The sequence below is a fragment of the Dermacoccus nishinomiyaensis genome (assembly GCF_900447535.1).
Classification (GTDB): domain Bacteria; phylum Actinomycetota; class Actinomycetes; order Actinomycetales; family Dermatophilaceae; genus Dermacoccus; species Dermacoccus nishinomiyaensis.
This window is the reverse complement of sequence record NZ_UFXX01000001.1, coordinates 2,022,444-2,040,941: the sequence shown is the minus strand read 5'-3', so window position 1 is coordinate 2,040,941 and position 18,498 is coordinate 2,022,444. Positions and strand designations below refer to the sequence as shown.

16 protein-coding genes are annotated in these 18,498 nt (G+C 68.7%); 10 read left to right on the top strand and 6 right to left on the bottom strand.

The features are described from left to right. Positions 1–20 precede the first annotated feature (20 nt). On the bottom strand, positions 21–476 hold the full coding sequence (gene trxA / locus DYE07_RS09505) for a thioredoxin (protein WP_074046065.1): 456 nt from the start codon (positions 474–476) through the stop codon (positions 21–23). Between the two features lie 145 nt (positions 477–621). On the opposite strand from trxA, the gene DYE07_RS09500 reads away from it, so the two are divergent. Continuing rightward, positions 622–1,569, top strand: coding sequence for a hypothetical protein (locus DYE07_RS09500; RefSeq protein ID WP_170957244.1), 948 nt, complete (start codon positions 622–624; stop codon positions 1,567–1,569). Between the two features lie 28 nt (positions 1,570–1,597). On the opposite strand, the gene DYE07_RS09495 is transcribed toward DYE07_RS09500, so the two are convergent. Then, complete coding sequence (locus tag DYE07_RS09495) at positions 1,598–2,683, bottom strand: CaiB/BaiF CoA transferase family protein (protein ID WP_115296859.1); 1,086 nt, start codon at positions 2,681–2,683, stop codon at positions 1,598–1,600. Positions 2,684–2,773: 90 nt separating this feature from the next. Continuing rightward, the gene (locus tag DYE07_RS09490; RefSeq protein ID WP_115296858.1) at positions 2,774–4,171 is read right to left on the bottom strand and encodes an MFS transporter; all 1,398 of its coding nucleotides are present in this window, start codon (positions 4,169–4,171) and stop codon (positions 2,774–2,776) included. A 276-nt stretch (positions 4,172–4,447) separates the two neighbouring features. Here DYE07_RS09490 and DYE07_RS09485 point away from each other — a divergent pair, with 276 nt between their 5' ends. From DYE07_RS09485 to DYE07_RS09465, 5 genes are all read left to right on the top strand, one after another. Continuing rightward, the gene (locus DYE07_RS09485; protein WP_115296857.1) at positions 4,448–5,992 is read left to right on the top strand and encodes a glycosyltransferase family 4 protein; all 1,545 of its coding nucleotides are present in this window, start codon (positions 4,448–4,450) and stop codon (positions 5,990–5,992) included. After that, positions 5,986–6,699: a class I SAM-dependent methyltransferase gene (locus DYE07_RS09480; RefSeq protein ID WP_115296856.1), complete on the top strand. Its 714-nt coding sequence runs from the start codon at positions 5,986–5,988 to the stop codon at positions 6,697–6,699. The genes DYE07_RS09485 and DYE07_RS09480 overlap by 7 nt, the downstream gene beginning before the upstream one ends. Positions 6,700–6,713: 14 nt before the next feature. After that, complete coding sequence (locus tag DYE07_RS09475; RefSeq protein WP_115296855.1) at positions 6,714–7,859, top strand: prenyltransferase; 1,146 nt, start codon at positions 6,714–6,716, stop codon at positions 7,857–7,859. After that, positions 7,856–8,497: a class I SAM-dependent methyltransferase gene (locus DYE07_RS09470; protein ID WP_062256800.1), complete on the top strand. Its 642-nt coding sequence runs from the start codon at positions 7,856–7,858 to the stop codon at positions 8,495–8,497. Before DYE07_RS09475 ends, DYE07_RS09470 begins: the two co-directional genes overlap by 4 nt. A gap of 80 nt (positions 8,498–8,577) precedes the next feature. Next, the gene (locus DYE07_RS09465) at positions 8,578–9,441 is read left to right on the top strand and encodes a hypothetical protein (protein ID WP_143181241.1); all 864 of its coding nucleotides are present in this window, start codon (positions 8,578–8,580) and stop codon (positions 9,439–9,441) included. A gap of 86 nt (positions 9,442–9,527) precedes the next feature. On the opposite strand, the gene DYE07_RS09460 is transcribed toward DYE07_RS09465, so the two are convergent. Next, positions 9,528–10,505 (bottom strand): TerC/Alx family metal homeostasis membrane protein, encoded by a 978-nt coding sequence (locus DYE07_RS09460; RefSeq protein ID WP_074040467.1) that lies wholly within the window; start codon positions 10,503–10,505, stop codon positions 9,528–9,530. A gap of 222 nt (positions 10,506–10,727) precedes the next feature. Between DYE07_RS09460 and DYE07_RS09455 the strand changes: the two genes are divergently transcribed. The 4 genes from DYE07_RS09455 (at position 10,728) to DYE07_RS09440 (ending at position 16,511) form a co-directional block, all read left to right on the top strand. Then, positions 10,728–11,204, top strand: coding sequence for a Fur family transcriptional regulator (locus tag DYE07_RS09455; RefSeq protein ID WP_038569766.1), 477 nt, complete (start codon positions 10,728–10,730; stop codon positions 11,202–11,204). A 93-nt stretch (positions 11,205–11,297) separates the two neighbouring features. After that, on the top strand, positions 11,298–12,584 hold the full coding sequence (ilvA, locus tag DYE07_RS09450; protein ID WP_172462982.1) for a threonine ammonia-lyase IlvA: 1,287 nt from the start codon (positions 11,298–11,300) through the stop codon (positions 12,582–12,584). A gap of 320 nt (positions 12,585–12,904) precedes the next feature. Next, positions 12,905–13,831 carry an alpha/beta hydrolase gene (locus DYE07_RS09445; RefSeq protein WP_115296854.1) on the top strand — a complete coding sequence of 309 codons (927 nt, stop codon included), beginning with the start codon at positions 12,905–12,907 and terminating at the stop codon, positions 13,829–13,831. Positions 13,832–14,057: 226 nt separating this feature from the next. Beyond that, complete coding sequence (locus tag DYE07_RS09440; protein ID WP_147286915.1) at positions 14,058–16,511, top strand: hypothetical protein; 2,454 nt, start codon at positions 14,058–14,060, stop codon at positions 16,509–16,511. On the opposite strand, the gene DYE07_RS09435 is transcribed toward DYE07_RS09440, so the two are convergent. Together DYE07_RS09435 and rffA are read right to left on the bottom strand one after the other, a co-directional pair. Next, positions 16,499–17,323, bottom strand: coding sequence for a GNAT family N-acetyltransferase (locus DYE07_RS09435; RefSeq protein WP_115296852.1), 825 nt, complete (start codon positions 17,321–17,323; stop codon positions 16,499–16,501). The genes DYE07_RS09440 and DYE07_RS09435 overlap by 13 nt on opposite strands. Further along, the gene (gene rffA / locus DYE07_RS09430; RefSeq protein WP_237723818.1) at positions 17,320–18,459 is read right to left on the bottom strand and encodes a dTDP-4-amino-4,6-dideoxygalactose transaminase; all 1,140 of its coding nucleotides are present in this window, start codon (positions 18,457–18,459) and stop codon (positions 17,320–17,322) included. Before rffA ends, DYE07_RS09435 begins: the two co-directional genes overlap by 4 nt. Positions 18,460–18,498 lie beyond the last annotated feature (39 nt).

Here is an 18,498-nt window from a genome sequence, read left to right as displayed (position 1 = left end):
CGCCGGGCGTTCGTCGAGGCTCAGGCCTGGGCTGCGGTCTCTTCGCTCTCGGCGCGACCGCAGTTGCACCCGCCGCAGCCGCAGCCGCCACCCGCGCCCATGCCGGCTTCGCGGGCCTTGGCGTCGGCCTCCATCTTGGCGCGGATGTCGTCCATCGGCAGCTCACGGATCTGACGGATCAGGTCCTCGACGGCCGCCGCGGGCAGCACGCCCGAGTTGGAGAACACCATGAGGCCGTCGCGGAACGCCATGAGCGTCGGGATGGACTGGATGTTCGCGGCCGCCGCGAGCTCCTGCTCGGCGTCGGTGTCGACCTTCGCGAAGACGATGTCGTCGTGCTTCTCGCTCGCCGCCTCGAACACGGGCGCGAACTGACGGCACGGGCCGCACCAGGCCGCCCAGAAGTCGACGAAGACGATGCCGTTGTTCTCGATGGTCTCGGTGAACTTCTCACCGGTCAGTTCGATGGTTGCCACAGGCCTTGCTCCTCGAAAAAAGATTGTGGTTCGTCGGCCATTCAAACAAACACCGGAGGCAATCTCTTCCCGCCGCGCTCGCCCGCCAGAACCGCTCGCCGCGCGGGCCGTGGAACCGGCGCGCGGGCGTTGCCGTCCAAACACCATGACAACGACACGACGCTGGCCGCTGACGGTGGCGCTCGCCCTGGTGGTGGCGCTGATCGCGGCCGGTGTCGCCGTCGTCAACCTCACAAGGCACGATTCCTCGTTCCGCGAACCGACCCAGCCGGCGCCTGCCTACGCACATGCTCTCGAGGAGCAACTCGAAAAGCGGCCCGGCGTGGCACGGGTTCGCGCCGAGGAAGCGATCGAGTGCATCGACGGCTGCAAGGGTCAGCGCTACGGGTTCGACGTCGCCATCGACCTCACGGACGACGCGACGGCCGCGAACGTTCGGGACGCCGCGGCCTTCGTCCGCAGCCGCTACCCCGAGGGCGCGTACCCAATGGCGGCAAACATCCCAGCGTCCATCCACTTCTTCACCGCCGGGTTGAACGCGAGCGGCGACAACAGCCTCGCCGTGACCACCTCCGGCCCAGCCCTGACGACGGCGCAGGCGCAGGCCTATCTCGACGTGGCGCGCACGAACCCGCGGACGGAAGCGCGCTTGCTCCCCGACCGCGCACAGCCCGCGGCGAAGGCGACCTTCGTCGTGGAATCCGACGTCATCGCAACGAAGTGCGAGGATCTCGACCGAGTGACCGCTCCGACGGTCGCCGTCCTGCGCAAGGTGGCCGGCACCGACGGCATAAGCACGCATCTGACCTTCCGGTGTGCGCAGACGTACGCCACCGTCGCCGTGGGTCCGACGACGCGGACCCACGGATGGTCGGATGCCGCGACGGCCTTGAGCACACTGGAAGCGACGCCGCAATCGAGCGCCGCGGAGAGGCCCTACGTTCGCCTCGGCGTGCGAGACGGCGCAACACGCCTGACGGTGAGCGCCCGCTCCGACGACGCGGTGAGTCCGGAAACCCGCCGTCGTGCGGGCGTCGTCATCGAGCGCCTTCGCACGGTGGGCGCGGTGAATCCTCAGCTCGATCTCGACTGAGTCGCCCTCGCCTGACTCGACGTCGACGTCACGCCTCCAGGCGAGGCGGGCGGCGCCGATAGCTCGCTGGCGTCGCCGACATCCGAATCGGGTTGGCGACCTGCGCGACGCCCTCGACGTCGACACGCATGTCGAGGCCGACCGACTCGGCAAGCGCGAACGCCTGCGCGAGATCGTTGACGGGCCCGGCGGGCACACCGGCGTCCGCGAAACGCTCGGCCCATTCCTGCGCCCCATGTGCCGACAGCGCCTCGAGCATCAGCGGGACGAGGTCGTCGCGATGCTCGACCCGCGCGGAGTTGGTCGCAAAGCGGGCGTCCTGCGTCCACTCGTCGTGACTGAGCACCTTTGCGGCGCAGGCGAACTGGCGATCATTGCCGACGGCGATGGCGAGCGGCCGATCCGCGGTCTCGAACACTTCGTACGGCACGAGCGACGGGTGACGGTTGCCCATGCGGCGCGGCACGGCCCCCGTCATGACGTGCGCGCCGGCCTGATTCGTCAGCGCCGACAGCAGGGACGACAGCAACGACACCTCGACGCGTTGCCCCTCCCCTGTCGCGTCGCGATGCCGCAACGCCGCGAGCATGCCGACGGCAGCATGCAGACCGGTGACGACGTCGACGAGCGCGACGCCGACCTTCGTCGGCTCGTCGGGCGGCCCGGTCACCGACATGAGGCCACCGACTGCCTGCACGAGCAGGTCGTACCCGGGCAACGACGACTCACCGAAACCGGTGATCGAGACGTAGACGACGTCAGGGTTCCACTCGCGCACCTGCTCATACCCGAGCCCCAGCCGCGCCATCGTCCCCGGCAAGAAATTCTCGACGACGACGTCGGCGCGCGTCACGAGATCGCGTGCGGCGGCGAGATCGTCCGCCTCGCGAAGATCCCAGAACTCGCCGCGCTTGTTGCGGTTGACCGACAGGAAGTACGTCGCCTCCCCGTCCTCGGTGAACGGCGGACCCCAGGCGCGCGTGTCGTCACCGCCGTCAGGGCGCTCGATCTTGACGACGTCGGCGCCCAGGTCGCCGAGCAGCATCGTCGCGTAAGGGCCGGCCAGGACACGGCCGAAGTCGGCGATGAGCAGGCCGTCGAGAGCTGATGGCACGCAGGCTCCTCGAGGAAAAGTTGGACGAACGAACGTGGACGAGATTCGCCGATGGGAACAGGAATCGCAGATGAGGCGGGCGCGCGACGCTCAGCGACCCGCCGGGCGGGCGTCATCGGACGACGGTGCGTCCGGCGCGTCACCCCAGGCGGAGCCGAAGTCGCGATCGAGTTCAGTCACCGTCTTGTTGCGCAGCCCCCACAGGTACACGGCGAGCGACACTGCGACGCACGCGAGCAGGTAGACGCGGAAGCCCTTCTCGTTGCCATGGGAGGCGAACCAGGTGCCGATGTAGGGCGCGGTGCCACCGAAGACGGCGTTCGCGAGGCCGTATCCGAGTCCGACGCCGAGGGCGCGCACGCGCGTCGGGAAGAGCTCGGCCTTCGCGACAGCGTTGACCGACGTGTAGAACGCGACGATGAGCAGCGCGAACAGCTGCAGCCCGAACGCCGCGAGGCCCGATTCGACCGAACGGATCGCGCCGAGCACCGGCCACGTGATGATGAGCGAGCCGACGCCGAAGATGAGCAGCATGGTGCGTCGCCCGATCTTGTCGGACAGCAGTCCGTACAGCGGCTGCACGATCATGAACACCGTCAGCGCGCACAGGTTGACGATCGAGACGGTGTCCGCGTCGAGCCCCGCCACCTTCTTCATGTAGCTCTGCATGAGGGTCGTGTAGACGTAGAACGACGTCGTCCCGCCGATCGTCAGGCCGACGACGACGATGAACGGCCGCCAGTACTCGCGGAACAGCAGGCCGAGCGAGCCCTTGTTCTCGGTCGAGGTACCTGCCGCAGCGCCGCCCGAGGCGGTATCCGCGACGTCAGCCGTCTCGTCCATGCTGCGCCGCAGCCACAGCACGACGAGTGCGCCCGCGGCGCCGATGAAGAACGGCAGACGCCACCCCCAGGTGTGCATCTGCTCCTTGTCGAGCACGTGCTGGAGGACGACCTGCAGCAACGCTGCGAGCACCTGGCCGCCGACGAGCGTCACGTACTGGAAGCTCGAGTAGAACCCGCGACGGTTCGGCGTCGCGATCTCCGACATGTACGCGGCCGTCGTCCCGTATTCACCGCCGACGCTGAAGCCGCTGATCGCGCGCCCGACCCAGAGCAGGACGGTCGCCCAGATGCCGATCCGGTCGTAGGTCGGCGCCGCGCCGATCATGAGGGTACCGAGCGCCATGAGCAGCACCGACGTCGTCAGGGCGGCGCGGCGACCCTTGCGGTCGGCGTAGCGTCCGAAGAACCACGACCCGATGGGCCGCATCAGGAACGTGATGGCGAAGACGGCCCACGTGTCGAGCAGCGCCTGCGTCTCATCACCCTTGGCGAAGAAGTTCGACGCGATGTACGTCGTGAAGATCGCGTAGTTGTAGAAGTCGAACCACTCGATGAGATTGCCGAGCGAACCACGCGCGACATTGCTCATCACCGAGTTGCGACGCTCACCGCCGACGCGCGGGGCGGATGCTGTTGAGCTCATGGGATCCTCTCGGGGCGAACGTGGACGCCGTTCGCCGATGTGGACGAAAATCGCGAAGGGGGACAGGAATCGCAGATGGGGACAAGAGGTGCAGATGTGGACGAGAATCGCGGTGCAGTCAGACGCGAAAAGCCACCTTCATCGACGGCCGATACAACCTGCACCCTATGTGGTGATCGACGCCACGGGTGCGCGTGCCGCCACACGTTGTCGTACCCGCGAGTAGCGTCCGAGTAGGCTGACCACCGAACCACGCCGCTTGCGAAGGAGGGCCCGATGCGCATCGCGCTGTCCTCCTATCGCAGCAAGCCGCACAGCGGCGGCCAGGGCATCTACGTGCGTCACCTCAGCCGCGAACTCGCCGCTCTCGGCCACGACGTCACCGTCTTCTCCGGCCCTCCCTACCCCGAACTGGACGACGCCCGCCTTGTGGCTGGCCGTGCGACTGACCGGGCGACGGGTCCAGCGAGTCGCCAGACGTCGTCAACCAAGCGGGCCGGCGCGACGGCGAGCATCGAGCCGACGAACCCCGGCAGACTGCGCCTCGAGAAGCTGGCGAGCCTCGACCTCTACAACGATGACGACCCGTTCCGTCACCCCCATCCGCGCGAACTGCGCGACCGCATCGACGTCGTCGAATACGCGGGGATGCTGTCGGGTTCGTTTCCCGAACCACGCACGTTCGGGATGCGACTGGCGCGCGAGATGCGTACGCGGTCAAGAGAGTTCGACGTCCTGCATGACAACCAGACGCTCGCGCCGGGCCTGCTCGACATCGCGCGCGGCGGCCTGCCCGTCGTCACGACGATCCACCACCCGATCAGCGCCGACCGCCGCCTTGAGATCGAGGCCGCGACGAACCCGTGGCGCAAGTACACGAAATGGCGTTGGTACCAGTTCGTGCCGATGCAGGCGCGCGTCGCCCGCGCGAGCAGCCGCATCATCACCGTGAGCGAGACGAGCCGCGACGACATCGTCCGAGAATTCGAGGTCGACCGCGAACGCATCAGCGTCATCCCCGTCGGCGTCGACGTCGAGACGTTCACGCCCGACGCCGGCGTCGCGAAGAGTGCACCTGGGATCGCCGTCGAGACGTCCGCCCCGGGCGTCGACGTCGAGACGTTCTGGCCTGACGGTTCGGCGCGCCACCGCGTGCCCGGACGCCTGACGACGATCACGAGCGCGAACGTGCCACTCAAGGGGTTGAGCGTGCTCATCGACGCGCTCGCTTTCCTACCGCAGGACGCGTGGCGCGAACTCGTCGTCGTCGGCACACCGAACCGCGCGGTCGAGACCCAACTCGAAGCCCTCGGGTTGTCCCCTCGCGTCCGGTTCGTCAGCGGCATCAGCGACGACGACCTCGCGGGTCTACTCGCGAGCGCCGCCGTCCACGTCGTGCCGAGTCTCTATGAAGGTTTCTCGCTGCCCGCGGTCGAGGCCATGGCGTGCGGCACACCCGTCGTCGCGACGCGCGTCGGCGCGCTGCCACAACTCGTGCACGGCACCGACGGCGAGACGTCGGCTGTCACCGGCAGCGCAGGCAGGGCTCCCGCCACCCACGGCGGGAGCGCCGGCCCACGCGCCCACGCGACGGGCGAGGCGGACACGAGGGCTGACGCCGACGGCTCCGACGCCGGCATCCTCGTCGAGCCAGGTGATGCGCGCGCTCTCGCGGGCGGCATCGTCAGCCTGCTCGAATCCGAGGAGACCCGAACACGATTCGGACGGGTCGGTCGCCGTCGCGCCGTCACGACATACTCATGGCGGGCTGTCGCCGAGGCGACGGCCGCCGTCTACACCGAGGAGATCGCCCGATGCTGACCGTCGACTTCAACCGCTTCACCCTGGGCCCGGGCATGACGGTGCTCGACGTCGGGTGCGGGCAGGGGCGTCACAGCTTCGAGGCGCTGCGTCGCGGCGCGGACGTCACGGCGTTCGACTTCAGCCGGTCCGACCTCGACGAGGTGCAGACGATGTTCGACGCCATGGCCGCCGAGGGCCAGGTGCCTGCGAGCGGCGCCTACCGCACCGTCCAGGGTGACGCCCGCGCGATGCCGTTCGACGACTCGAGCTTCGAGCGCGTCATCGCCTCCGAAGTGCTCGAGCACATCGTCGAGGATGACGCCGCCATCGACGAGATCGTGCGCGTGACGAAGCCCGGCGGCCTCGTCGCCGTGACGGTGCCGCGGTACTGGCCCGAGAAGATCTGCTGGGCCCTGTCGACGCCCTACCACGAGGTCGAGGGTGGCCACGTGCGCATCAACAAGGCGAGCGAACTCGTCGGCAAGCTCGAGAAGCGTGGCCTGACGACGCTCGGCACGCACCACGCGCACGCGCTGCACTCGCCGTACTGGTGGCTCAAGTGCGCGGTCGGGGTCGACAACGACACCAACCCCGCCGTCAAGGCGTATCACCGCATGCTCGTCTGGGACATGATGAAGGCGCCGGCGCTGACGCGTCAGGCCGAGAGGGCGCTCAACCCCGTCATGGGCAAGAGCTTCGTCGTGTACCTGCAGAAGCAGTACTGAACCCCGTCGCGCCGATGACGCCAGCCCTCACCAGTGAACAAGTCTGCGAGACAGGCCTGTTCATTGCTCACCTCCAGGGCGACGACGGCGCGCTGCCGTGGTTCGTCGGCGGGCAGTGGGACGCCTGGAACCACACCGAGGCACTCATGGGCCTGACGATCGCCGCCCATGTTTCACGTGAAACCGGATCACCACGTGTCAATCACACCGCCGAGCAGCTGAGCGAACGCGCCCGTCTCGGCCTACAGCACCTGCGCGAAACGCAGCGTGAGGACGGCTCGTGGCCGATGCGCGTGAGAGACGGCGTCGTCGAACAGGACGAGAGCGACACGAACCAGTGCGCCTACCCGGCCGTCGGCGTCTGGCATCTCGCGCTCGTCACCGGCGCAGGGCGCGGCGACGGCCCCGACCGCGGCATCCTCGCCGAGAACTGGCCGATGGTCCGTGCGGCGATCCGACACGCTCTGACGGCCCAGCGCGACGACGGCACGATCGCCTGGGCGATCAACCGTCGCGGCGGCCTCGGCGACCATGCGTTGCTCACCGGCAACGCCAGCATCCTGCAGTCGCTGTGGGCCGCGGCCGCCATCGCGGATACCCTCGGCCACATCGATGACGCTGCATCCTGGCGCGAATCCGGCGCCCGGCTCGCGGCAGCGGTGCGTCAGGTCGAACTGTTCGCCGACCGTCGCCGCTTCTCGATGGACTGGTTCTACCCCGTCCTCGGCGGCGCGCTCGTCGGCGACCACGCTGCCACGCACCTGCGTCGCGACTGGGATCGCTTCGTCATCGAGGGCCAGGGGGTCCGCTGCGTCGACGACCGACCGTGGGTCACCGGCGGGGAGAGCGCCGAACTCGTCATGGCGCTGTGTTGCCTCGACGGCACGCCGCACGAAGATCGCGCGCGACGCGAGGCCCGCGCCGTCTTCGCGGACCTGCAGCACACACGCGACACGAGCGGCGGCTATTGGACGGGGTACGTCGTCGACGACGACGCCGTGTGGCCCGTCGAGCAGACGGGATGGAGCGCCGGCGCGATGCTGCTCGCCGCCGATGCCCTCGACGGCCTCACGCCCGCCGCCAACTTCTTCCACGCCATGACGTGGCCGGCCCGCACGCCGAGCCATAGCGCCGCCAGAGACCACGAGGAGCCCCGATGAGCACCCCGCCCCTTCCCCAGGACGTCCTCGACGCCTTCCACGCGACGACCGGTTTCATGCCCGACGACGAAGGTCAGGCCCTGTACGAGGCGGCCGCGAGAGCCCGTCCCGGCACCTGGCTCGAGATCGGCACGTACTGCGGCAAGTCGACGGTGCTGCTCGCGCAGGCGGCGCGCGTCGTCGCCGGATCGTCCGACGCCGCAACGCAGGTGGTGACCGTCGACCATCACCACGGCAGCGAGGAGAATCAGCCCGGCTGGGAGTGGCACGACACGTCGATGGTCGATGAGCACTCGGGGCTGCTCGACACGCTGCCCGCATTTCGTCGCACGTGGGACGAGCACGTCAAGGACGTCGTCAGCATCGTCGTCGCGACGACGGCGCAGGTCGCGACGTGGTGGCGCACCCCCGTCGAGTTCCTCTTCCTCGACGGCAACCACGTCGAGGAGATGGCGCAGCACGACTACGCGGCGTTCGCGCCGCACGTCAGCGTCGGCGGGTTGCTCGCGGTGCACGACGTCTTCCCCGACCCGGCCGACGGCGGGCAGGCACCGTGGCATGTCGTCGAACGCGCCCTGGGCGACGGCTTCGAGCAGGTGTCGCAGACGGGCTCGTTGCGCATCCTGCGGCGCCGCTGACCCCAGCAACCTAATTTCGGCCTCCGCCACCGAATTGTTGCCCCTTGCACAACTTATGAGTCGGATCTCATAATGCATGAATGAACGGGGCGCCTGCGGCCGTCACCGTCAGCCGGGGGCGGAGGCCGATGAGCAATCCGATGACGAGCTTGGTGCTCGACGAGGGGATGAGCGTCGAACTGCGGGGGCAGTTGGCGCTGTGTGAGGACGAGGTCGTCCTGACGGGCTGTGGGGTGCTGCCGTTCGGTTCGCCGCCGCATCTGACGTGGGAGCAGACGCCCTTCGTAGCACTGGCCACCGACTGCGCGAAGAAGGCGCGGCCGCTCGTGGGGCAGCCCGTGTTCGGGCGTGCGACGTGGACCGGGTACGAGATCAGTGCGTGCGAACTCGAGCCGGGGGACGCTTGGGCGCACGCACACGACATCCCCGGTCCGCTGACGAAGGACCGCACCCCCGTCAGCGCGCACGTGCGCTCCGTCGAGGCCGGCCTGTTCTCGAGCGGCGCCATGCTGCGTCGCGTCCGTTTTCTCGACGACGGGCGACCGCGCGTCATCGCCAGCGCCACTGACGTCGAGCTCACGACGCGACTGCTCACACCCATCTACGGTGACGCGCTCGAGGTGCATCGCAGCCGCTGGAGCGTCAGCGAGGTGCGTGGCCTCGACGACATCCTCAACGATCTGCCCGAGGACAAGGTGCTCAAGATCGAGTACCGCATGGACGGTGACGGCACGATCAGCCGCAAGCTGCGCGTCAACTACGTCGACGATGATCTCGCGCGCTCCCTCGCCCCATTTCCGCCCGAGATGCTCGCCGTCTACGCCGTCGTCGAACCCGAGGGCGCGCCGCAGGATCGTGACCCCTGGTTTCCCGCGCGAGCCCGGCATCTCGTGCGTTCGGCCGGCACCCCCGATGTGCCGGCGCGCGAACACGCGCGCGTGTAGCGCGCGAGTGGCCCGGCACCCGGCGATGCAGACAGCGCGCCGCCGCGCAGGCCTCACAGGCCTGCGCGGCGGGCTTGTCTCGTGATTCAGCGACGACGGGTGGCGACCAAGCTCGTCGCCGTCACCGTCAGCAGCGACAGGACGATGACGCTGAGCGAGACGGCCGTCGACGGCGTCCACACCCATGACCAGACGTCGTGCGCCCAGTGCGCGATGAGCTTGTAGCCGATGAACGCGAGGATGACGGCGAGACCGTAGCCGAGGTGTACGAGCCTGCCGAGGACGCCCTCGACGAGGAAGTACAGCGCGCGCAGACCGAGCAGCGCGAACGCGTTCGTCACGAAGACGAGGTACGGGTCGGACGTGATGCCGTAGACGGCGGGCACCGAGTCGAGCGCGAACAAGGCGTCCGTCGCGAGGACGGCCAGCGTCACGACGGCCAGAGGCGTCAACGCGCGACGGACGGACCGACCGGTGGCGCCGGCGTCAGCATCTTCTCGCACGAGCATCGCGGAGCCGCGGTAGCCGTCGGTGACGGGGAAGAAACGGCGGATGACCTTGACGATGCGCATGTCACCCGGGTCGACGGTGTGGTCGTCGCCCTGACGGGTGTCGCGCCAGACCTTCACGGCCGTCCACAGCAGGAACGCGCCGAAGATGACGAACATCCAGGCGAAGTTCGTGAGCAACTGCGCGCCGAGCGCGATCATGATGGCGCGCATGACGAGGGCGCCGGCGACGCCGATGAGGAGCACCCGCTGCTGGTACATCTTGGGCACGGCGAACGCCGTCAGCAGCATCATGAACAGGAACAGGTTGTCGACGCTGAGCGACTTCTCGACGAGGTAGCCGGTGTAGAACTCGGTGCCCGTCGTCGAGCCGTGCGCGCTCCACAACCAGGCGCCGAACGCGACCGGCAACGCGATGTAGAACGTCGACCAGGCCGTCGCTTCCTTGAGCGATACCTCGTGAGGTTTGCGCGTGACGAGGAAGTCGAGCGCGAACAGGACGATGAGCCCGATGAGCGTCACGGCCCAGAGAGTGGGGGTGGCCAGGGAGTGCATGGAACTACCTCAGATCGCATGAGTGACGAACTGAGGTCTCCTTCGCCGCGGAACGATCCGCCGCTCTCGAACCGGGAGCGCGCATGATCGCGCTCGTATTGACCGGAGCCGAGACGTGGGAAGTACTCCCCTCGCCAACCATCATAGCCGATCTGCGGACCCTGCCCCACTCGACGAGCAGACTTTCTTGATTCGTTCCAGAAATCGCGGCATCATGGAGGCATGACGACGACGCCCGCCACCGATCCGCGCACCATGCTGCGTCAGGTGAACCTGCGGATCACCGGCCCGCGCGTCGCCATCCTCGATGCCCTCGAGACGCGCCCCCACTCGGATGCGGAGACCGTCATCCAGGCGGTGCGCGACAGTTACGGCAAGGTCTCGACGCAAACCGTCTACGACGCCCTGCATGCGATGACGGCGCACGGCATCATCCGCCGCATCGAGCCGGCCGGCCAATCCGCGCTCTACGAACGACGCGTCGGCGACAACCACCACCACCTCGTGTGCCGACAATGCGCGACGATCGTCGACATCCCCTGTGCCGTCGGCGACACACCGTGCCTGACGGCGGCGCACGAGTCCGAACTCAGCGAGGGGTTCGACATCGACGAGGCCGAGGTGACGTACTGGGGCGTCTGCCGCGCGTGCCGCGAGGAAGCTGCCGCAGCTTCCGCTGCGTCACCCGTCGTCGGCTGAGCCGCGCCCGAGGTTGCCGGGTCGCACGCGGGAGACCAGGGGGGCATCCGCGATCCGGTTCATCCCGACATTCGCGGGGTCGCCCGTGAGACGGTGGCTGACGTGACGAGCACACCCACCCTGCGTCCCGAGGTCGATGCGTCCGACGTCGAAGCCGCCGCCGAGCGCCTCACCGACCTGCTCCACCCCACGATGCTGTTCGAGAGCAGCCGCCTGTCGACGAAGTTCGGCGCGAGCGTCGTGCTCAAGCGCGAGGATCAGCAGCCGGTGCGCTCGTACAAGATTCGTGGAGCGAGCAACCTCATCGCGCAGCTCGACGACGACGCGCGCGCGGCGGGCGTCGTGTGCGCGTCGGCCGGCAACCATGCCCAGGGCGTCGCATACGCGTGCTCGCGCCTCGGCGTGAAGGCGACGATCTTCCTGCCGCGCACGACGCCCCGTCAGAAGCGTGAGCGGGTTCGAGTGCTCGGCGGGCCGTGGGTCGAGACGGTCGTCCAGGGCGACACGTACGACGTCGCCGCTACCGCTGCAGGAGAATTCGCTGCGACGACCGGGGCGACGCTCGTGCCCGCGTTCGACGACGTCCGCACCATCGCGGGGCAGGGCACCGTCGCGCTCGAGGCGTTCGCGCAGTGCGAGGCGCAGTACGGCAAGGTGCCGGACGTCGTCGTCGTGCCCGTCGGTGGCGGCGGGTTGCTGGCGGGCATCACGGCGTGGGTGCGGGAGCGCCATCCGTCGACGCGCATCGTCGGCGTCGAACCGGTGGGGGCGCCGTCGCTGCAGGCGGCGCTTGCTGAGGGACGCCCGGTGGCGGTGCCGGTGACCGATCCGTTCGTCGACGGCGCGACGGTCGGTCTGCTCGGCGCGCACACGTACCCGATCATCGCTGCCGGCGGCGTGCCGTGCTTCAGCGTGCCGGAGGGGCAGATCTGCACGGAGATGCTCGACCTGTATCAGAGCGACGGCATCATCGCGGAGCCTGCCGGCGCGCTCGCGCCCGCAGCGTTGCCCGGTGTCGACTTCGCCGATGGCGAGCTCGTCCTCGCGACCCTGTCGGGCGGAAACAACGACGTGTCGCGCTATGCGGAGGTCGTCGAGCGTTCGCTCGTGTTCGAGGGCCGCAAGCATTACTTCATCGTCGAATTTCCGCAGGAACCCGGGCAGTTGAGGCGTTTTCTGGACGGGGTACTCGGGCCTGACGACGACATCACGTTGTTCGAGTACACGAAGCGTTCCAACCGCGAGACGGGCCCGGCGCTCGTCGGCCTGGAGTTGGGCGACCCGTCGTCGTTGCCCGATCTGCTTGCGCGGATCGATGCGTCGCCGGCGCGGGTTGAGCGGGTGGATCCCGACTCGCCCCTGTTTCGGATGGTTCTCTGAGGATCTAGTGAACGAAGGTAGGACCGCAGCGTCGTGTCCGTCGAGTACGGCATGGGTGGGGTCACCGCAGCGAAGCGAGGATTGCTCCAGCCATGCCGGGCGCGGGCGGACGCGCATGTCACAGCGAGGATCCTGCCGAAGTGAACGTTGACGAAGAGAACCGAGAAGAATGGTTCTGTAGTTCTCTGACGATCACTCGATGTTGCCCGGGATCTGGGGCACGGGAGCCCCGAATCCCGGGCAACATCGCGGGTCGGCGTGGTTCGATGGGGTCTTCACGCCCCATCCAAGAGCGTCGCGGAATCACACCGGAGGTCAACATGGCAGCAGAGCAGTTCGAGGTCGCGGCGAGTGACGGCGTCGTCATCCGCGGTCAGCGGTGGTTGCCGGACGGAGAAGCGCGCGCCGTCGTGCAGATCGCTCACGGCATGGCGGAGCATTCGGCGCGCTACGAGCGGTTCGCGCAGGAGTTGAACGCGGCCGGGTACGCCGTCTACGCGAACGATCACCGTGGGCACGGGCGCACCGCCGAGGGTGGTGTGCTCGGTCATTTCGCTGACGATGACGGGTGGGCGCGCGTCGTCGACGACCTGCTCCAGGTGACGCGGCGCGCGCAGGCCGAGGTGCCGGGTCGCCCCGTCGTCCTGCTAGGGCACAGCATGGGTTCGCTACTGGTGCGTACGTTCGCGGCGCAACACGGCGATCTACTGGCGGGTCTCATCGTCTCCGGAACGCCCGCCGATCCTGGGCTGCTGGGCCGCGTCGGACGTCAGGTCGCGCGCGCCGAGGGCCGTCTGCGGGGGCGCACGCACGCGAGCAAGCTCCTCGACACGATGTCGTTCGGGGCGTTCAACAAGCAGTTCGCGCCTGCGCGCACGGACTTCGACTGGCTCTCGCGCGACGAGGCCGCCGTCGATGACTACGTCGCCGACCCGTTGTGCGGGTTCGTCTGCACCGCCGCGTTCTACGCCGACATGCTGGGCGGGCTGCGCCTGGTCAACCGGCGTTCGTTCGCGGCCGGCACGCCGTCGGATCTGCCGGTTCTCGTCATCTCCGGCGAGGCCGACCCGGCCGGCGACAACGGCAAGGGCGTGCGACCCGTCGCCGATCTGCTGCGCGGCGTCGGGGTGCACGACGTCACCCTGACGCTCTACCCCGGCGCGCGCCACGAGATCCTCCACGAGACGAACCGCGACGAGGTCGTCGCCGACATCCTCGCCTGGCTCGACGCTCACGTGGCCGCCTGACCCGCTCGACCGTTCCCACACCTCGCCCCTCGAGCGCTCGTCAACCGATATCGGCCGAGGAAATGACGCGTGCGCCCGGTTCAGCTTGAACAGGCCACCCGCCCAGAGGCCGCGGCCCAAGAGGGAAACCGATTCATCTAGCACCGGGCTGAGACCGGGGCGATGACCCCTGCGTCGCATAGTGTGTGCGCTTGGGCGCCGGCGAGCGGCGGCGAGAGGAGTGGATGTGTCTTTTCCCAGCGGGGCTGCCGACGCTTCGGTTCGTGACGGCGAGCTCGACGAGCGTCGCCCGCCGAGGCTCGTGGCGTGGTTACCGGCAGCGATGGTGGCGGCACTTCTTCTCCTGATCTGGGTGCGCACCGACACTCCAGTCCTGTCGGTGCTCTGGTATCTGGTGTGCTTCGCCCTGGTGGTCACCCTTCCCGGCCTCCTCGTGCGTCGTCTCGCACTGGGCCGCGCTGGCGACCTGGTGGACGAACTCGCGCTGGACAGCGTCACAGGTCTGGTTCTGCTCACCCCGGTCTGGGCGTTTGCCGCCACGATCGGCATGCCCCTGTTGCTCGTGGCGTGGCCGTTCCTCCTGGGCGCCGTCCTGCTCGTTCCCCGTCGCACGAGGACGAGAATCGTCACGGCATCACCGAGCGAGCACGTCCCGTCCGTGGCGTCGTGGCTGATGGCCCTGGCGGCCACCGGAGTCGTGATCGCGTGGGGCTCCGGCTTCGCCGCGTCCACGCAGCTTCCGCCCGGTCCGCTCGACTGGTACAGCGACGACTACTGGCATCTCGGGCTGGCCGCCGAACTCGGTCGCGGCGTTCCCCCGACCACCCCGAACGTGGCGGGGCCCACGTTCATGTACCACTGGTTCGCGAACGCCAACATCTGGACGATGTCGGAGGCCTCCGGGCTGGATCTGGTGACGGTGTACGCGCGCCTCTGGGAGCCGCCGCTGCGTCTGCTCGCCGTCGGCCTGGCCTACGTCCTCGGGCGCCGGGTCACGGGCTCGTCGATCACGGGTGCGCTCGCCGCGGTGCTCCTGGCGTTCGGCACCGAACTACGTCTCACGTGGTTCAGCTTCCCGGGTCACGCCGCCCTCAATCTGCACAGCCCCTCCCAACTATTCGGCCTGCTCATCCTCCTGTTCGTCCTGATCCTCCTGTTCGACCTCTATGCGGGCCGGGCCGGGCGTGGCCAGTTGTCATTGCTCGTCGCAGCTGCGCTGAGCACCGTCGGAGCGAAGTCGTCGATCCCCCCGGTCATCCTGACAGGCACCGGTCTGGCCTGGCTGCGTACCGTCACGGCGCGGTGGCTTGGGCCCGTCGACACGACGGTGCGCCGGGCGACAGGTGCGTTCGGCCTCGGCTTGGTCACCATCGTCGCCGGCATGGTGTTCGCTGCCGGTGGAGCGGCGGGCGTCTCCCCCCAACTGTTCGCGGGTGCGCGGATCACGCCGGCCTGGGCCGTTCTCACCGGCGTCAAGGAGCACGTCATCGAATCTCTCGTCATGCCGGGGCTCGAACGGCCGCATGCGCTGATCGTTCTGGCGCTGCTGCTGGCCCACTTCCTGATGTCCTTCGTGTGGCTCGCACCGGCGTGGTCACTGCTGCGCCGAGGAGTGGCGTTCGCCTGGCTGCTGCTCGGGGTCGGCATCGGCGGCTTTCTTGCCATGTTGTTGCTCAATCAGGACGGTTCCTCACAGGTCTACTTCATGATGGGCGCGCTCCCCGCCCTGCAGGTCTTGGCCCTGTGGGGTCTTCGTGACGCGACCCGCCGTGCTCGCGCGCTCGTCTCGGGACAGACTGTTCGACGAGCGGTTCTCGCCGGGGCACTGGTCGGCGCCCTCGTCGCAACCCTCTTGGCTGCCCTGTCCCGGTACTCGTTCATCGGCCGTCAGCCCAGCCGCGGCTTCCTCGTCGAGACACTCGGCGTCTCGCTGCTCGTTGGGCTCGCGCTGGCCGCCACCGCGGCGATCCTGCTGCGCGCCCGGCCGGGCACGACCATGGGTGTCATCCTCTCCACTGCCGTGGTGGTCGCCTCGGTGCTCCCACAGATCGTCACCGCTCTGCGCGGCAGGCCGAGCGTTACTCTGCTGCTGGTCATCTCCGCAGCTCTCGCGATCATGGTGGTCGCCGGCAACCGAGCGCCGCGAGACTCGATCGCGGTCATCGGTGTTCTGGCTACCGCTCTGTCCGTGTGGAGCGTCCTGCCCCGCCTGGATCAGGCCTCGACGACCAAGCCTTTCAAGAGTGCGGTGAGCGCGGAGGAGTTGGATGCCCTTCGATGGGTCGCCGACCACACGCCGGCCGACGATCTCGTCGCGACCAACATGCACTGCACGGCGAAGCGCACCACCCCACACTGTGACGCGCGCGGATTCTGGGTGACCGGTTTCTCCCAGCGGCGTGCGCTGGTCGAGGGGTGGGCCTACACGGCCGAGGCGCACGCGATGCAAGGTGTGGGCGGTCTGCGTTCGACTCGGCAGCCGTTCCACGATCAGGCGCTGTTAGCACTCAACGAGCGCGCCTTCACCGCGCCGACCGCCGCCACGATCGACGAGTTGCATCGGCGCGGTGTGCGGTGGCTCATCGCGGACTTGGCGGCCGGCCCCGTCTCACCCGAACTCGCGTCCCTCGCCCATGAGGCGTATTCGTCGGGATCGATGACGATCTATCAGCTGCGCTGAGCCCTCAGCATCTGCGCTGCAGACGAGCCGGGACGCACCGCGTGTGCGGTCGTCACCGCGGCGAACGGCCGTAGGCCCAGGCCTGCCCACGCGCGCTGCACACGAACGTTGTGCGCCTGCGTCGAGATGATGACGCGGCCCAGCCCCCGGCGGAGCGCCTCGTCCCCGACCGCGCGGAGGAGATGCCCGTACAGCCCGCGGCCCTGCGAATCAGGGACCAGACCTGCGAGCTCGACCTCGAGGTCTCCTCGTTCGCGGTCCTCGGACAGGGTCGCCACACCGATCGGAGTGGCGCCGTCGATCAGGAAGCAGGCGTCGTCGGGGTGACGCTCGAACGCCGTCCGGGCCCACTCGACGTATCCGGCGAGGGCGAGCTCGGGATCGAATGCAGGATTGGCGGTGTAGTGGTTGCCGTAGGCCGCGAACGACGACTCGACCACCGAGACGAGCGACTCGATGCCGTCAGCGGCACGGTCGCTACCCCGATCGATGCGGAGGGCGCCCCCGTCGCGCAACGCGACGCGGGCGAGCTCCTCGGCAGCCACCTCCCAGTACGTCAGGACGTCGGCGGGCAGGACGATTCGACCGCTCGACGCGACCGTCGCTGCGAGCGCCACCCGCTCCGAGGGCCACCGGACGACGAGGACATCGTGGGATGCACCGTGAAGTGCCTCGGCCAGCGCCGCAGCAGTCGTCGTGGTCGGGGTGTCGTTGCCGACGACGACCCGTCCCACCGTCACCCCGAACCGGCGCTGCTCGAGCGGGCTGTCACTGACACTGACGCCGGCGCCGGCCAGCCCCGCCCAACTCATGTGGTCGTGCGGTAGGTGGTGACGGCGTCGATGACGCGGGCGGTGTCCGCCTTGCTCATGCCGGCGTGCAGCGGAAGGCGAACGAGACGGCTCGCGCGGTCCGCTGTGATGACGCACGGAGAGGGGGTGCGCCCAAGACGCAGCCCGGCGGGTGCGCTGTCGAGCGGCTGATAGTGGAATGTCGCGATGATCTCGCGCTCGCGCAGGTGGCTGATGAGGCCCGACTGATCCTCATGGGTGGGCATCATGACGTAGAACATGTGCGCGGGTTGCTCACGGCCCTCCGGCACGTGCATCAGGTCAACGCGCTGCTCCTGCGCCCACTGCGGGAGAGCGTCGGCGTAGGCGTGCCAGACGTGTTGGCGTCGCTCCTGGATCTCGTCGAAGCGCTGGAACTGGCCGTAGAGGAGCGCCGCGAGCAGGTCGCTCGGGAGGTAGGAGGAACCTTCGTCGACCCACGTGTACTTGTCGACCTGGCCGCGCAGGAACACCGCGCGGTTCGTCCCCTTCTCGCGCACGATCTCGGCCCGCTCGATGTACTTGGGGTCGTTGATGAGCAGCGCACCGCCCTCACCGCTGGTGACGTTCTTGGTGTCGTGCCAGCTCTGGGTGCCGAACGTGCCGAAGGTGCCGAGGTGCTGCCCACGCAAGGAGGCGCCGATGCCGTGGGCGTTGTCCTCGACGATGGCCAACCCGTGCCGGTCGGCGATGCGCTGGATGGCGTCGAGATCACAGGCCACGCCGGCGTAGTGCACCACGAAGATGGCCTTCGTCCGCCCGGTGACGGCCGCCTCGACAGCTTCGGGGTCGAGGTTCAGCGTTCGCGGTTCGATGTCCACGAAGACGGGGGTCGCGCCGCGGGAGGCGATGGCGGTGGCCGTGGCCGAGAACGTGAAACTCGGGACGATGACCTCGTCACCGGGGCCCAGATGCAACAGGATCGCCGCGAGCTCGAGCGCGTGGGTGCAGGACGTGGTGAGGAGCGCGCCCTCGGCGCCGGTGCGCTCGCGCAGCCATTCGGTGGCCCGGTTCGTGAATTCGCCGTCCCCGTGCCACGAGGTCGAAGCGAGCGAGGCGTTGAGATGGGTGAATTCCATCCCGGCGAGGTATGGGCGAGAGAAATAGATGCGTTCCACCCAGCCAAACTAGCGCAGCGCCACCCGCGGCGGAACGAG

Coding starts and splice junctions, on each gene's coding strand:
- DYE07_RS09500 (WP_170957244.1), top strand. CDS start 622: ATGACAACGACACGACGCTGGCCGCTGACGGTGGCGCTCGCCCTGGTG.
- DYE07_RS09490 (WP_115296858.1), bottom strand. CDS start 4,171: ATGAGCTCAACAGCATCCGCCCCGCGCGTCGGCGGTGAGCGTCGCAAC.
- DYE07_RS09485 (WP_115296857.1), top strand. CDS start 4,448: ATGCGCATCGCGCTGTCCTCCTATCGCAGCAAGCCGCACAGCGGCGGC.
- DYE07_RS09480 (WP_115296856.1), top strand. CDS start 5,986: ATGCTGACCGTCGACTTCAACCGCTTCACCCTGGGCCCGGGCATGACG.
- DYE07_RS09475 (WP_115296855.1), top strand. CDS start 6,714: ATGACGCCAGCCCTCACCAGTGAACAAGTCTGCGAGACAGGCCTGTTC.
- DYE07_RS09470 (WP_062256800.1), top strand. CDS start 7,856: ATGAGCACCCCGCCCCTTCCCCAGGACGTCCTCGACGCCTTCCACGCG.
- DYE07_RS09465 (WP_143181241.1), top strand. CDS start 8,578: ATGAACGGGGCGCCTGCGGCCGTCACCGTCAGCCGGGGGCGGAGGCCG.
- DYE07_RS09460 (WP_074040467.1), bottom strand. CDS start 10,505: ATGCACTCCCTGGCCACCCCCACTCTCTGGGCCGTGACGCTCATCGGG.
- DYE07_RS09455 (WP_038569766.1), top strand. CDS start 10,728: ATGACGACGACGCCCGCCACCGATCCGCGCACCATGCTGCGTCAGGTG.
- DYE07_RS09445 (WP_115296854.1), top strand. CDS start 12,905: ATGGCAGCAGAGCAGTTCGAGGTCGCGGCGAGTGACGGCGTCGTCATC.
- DYE07_RS09435 (WP_115296852.1), bottom strand. CDS start 17,323: ATGAGTTGGGCGGGGCTGGCCGGCGCCGGCGTCAGTGTCAGTGACAGC.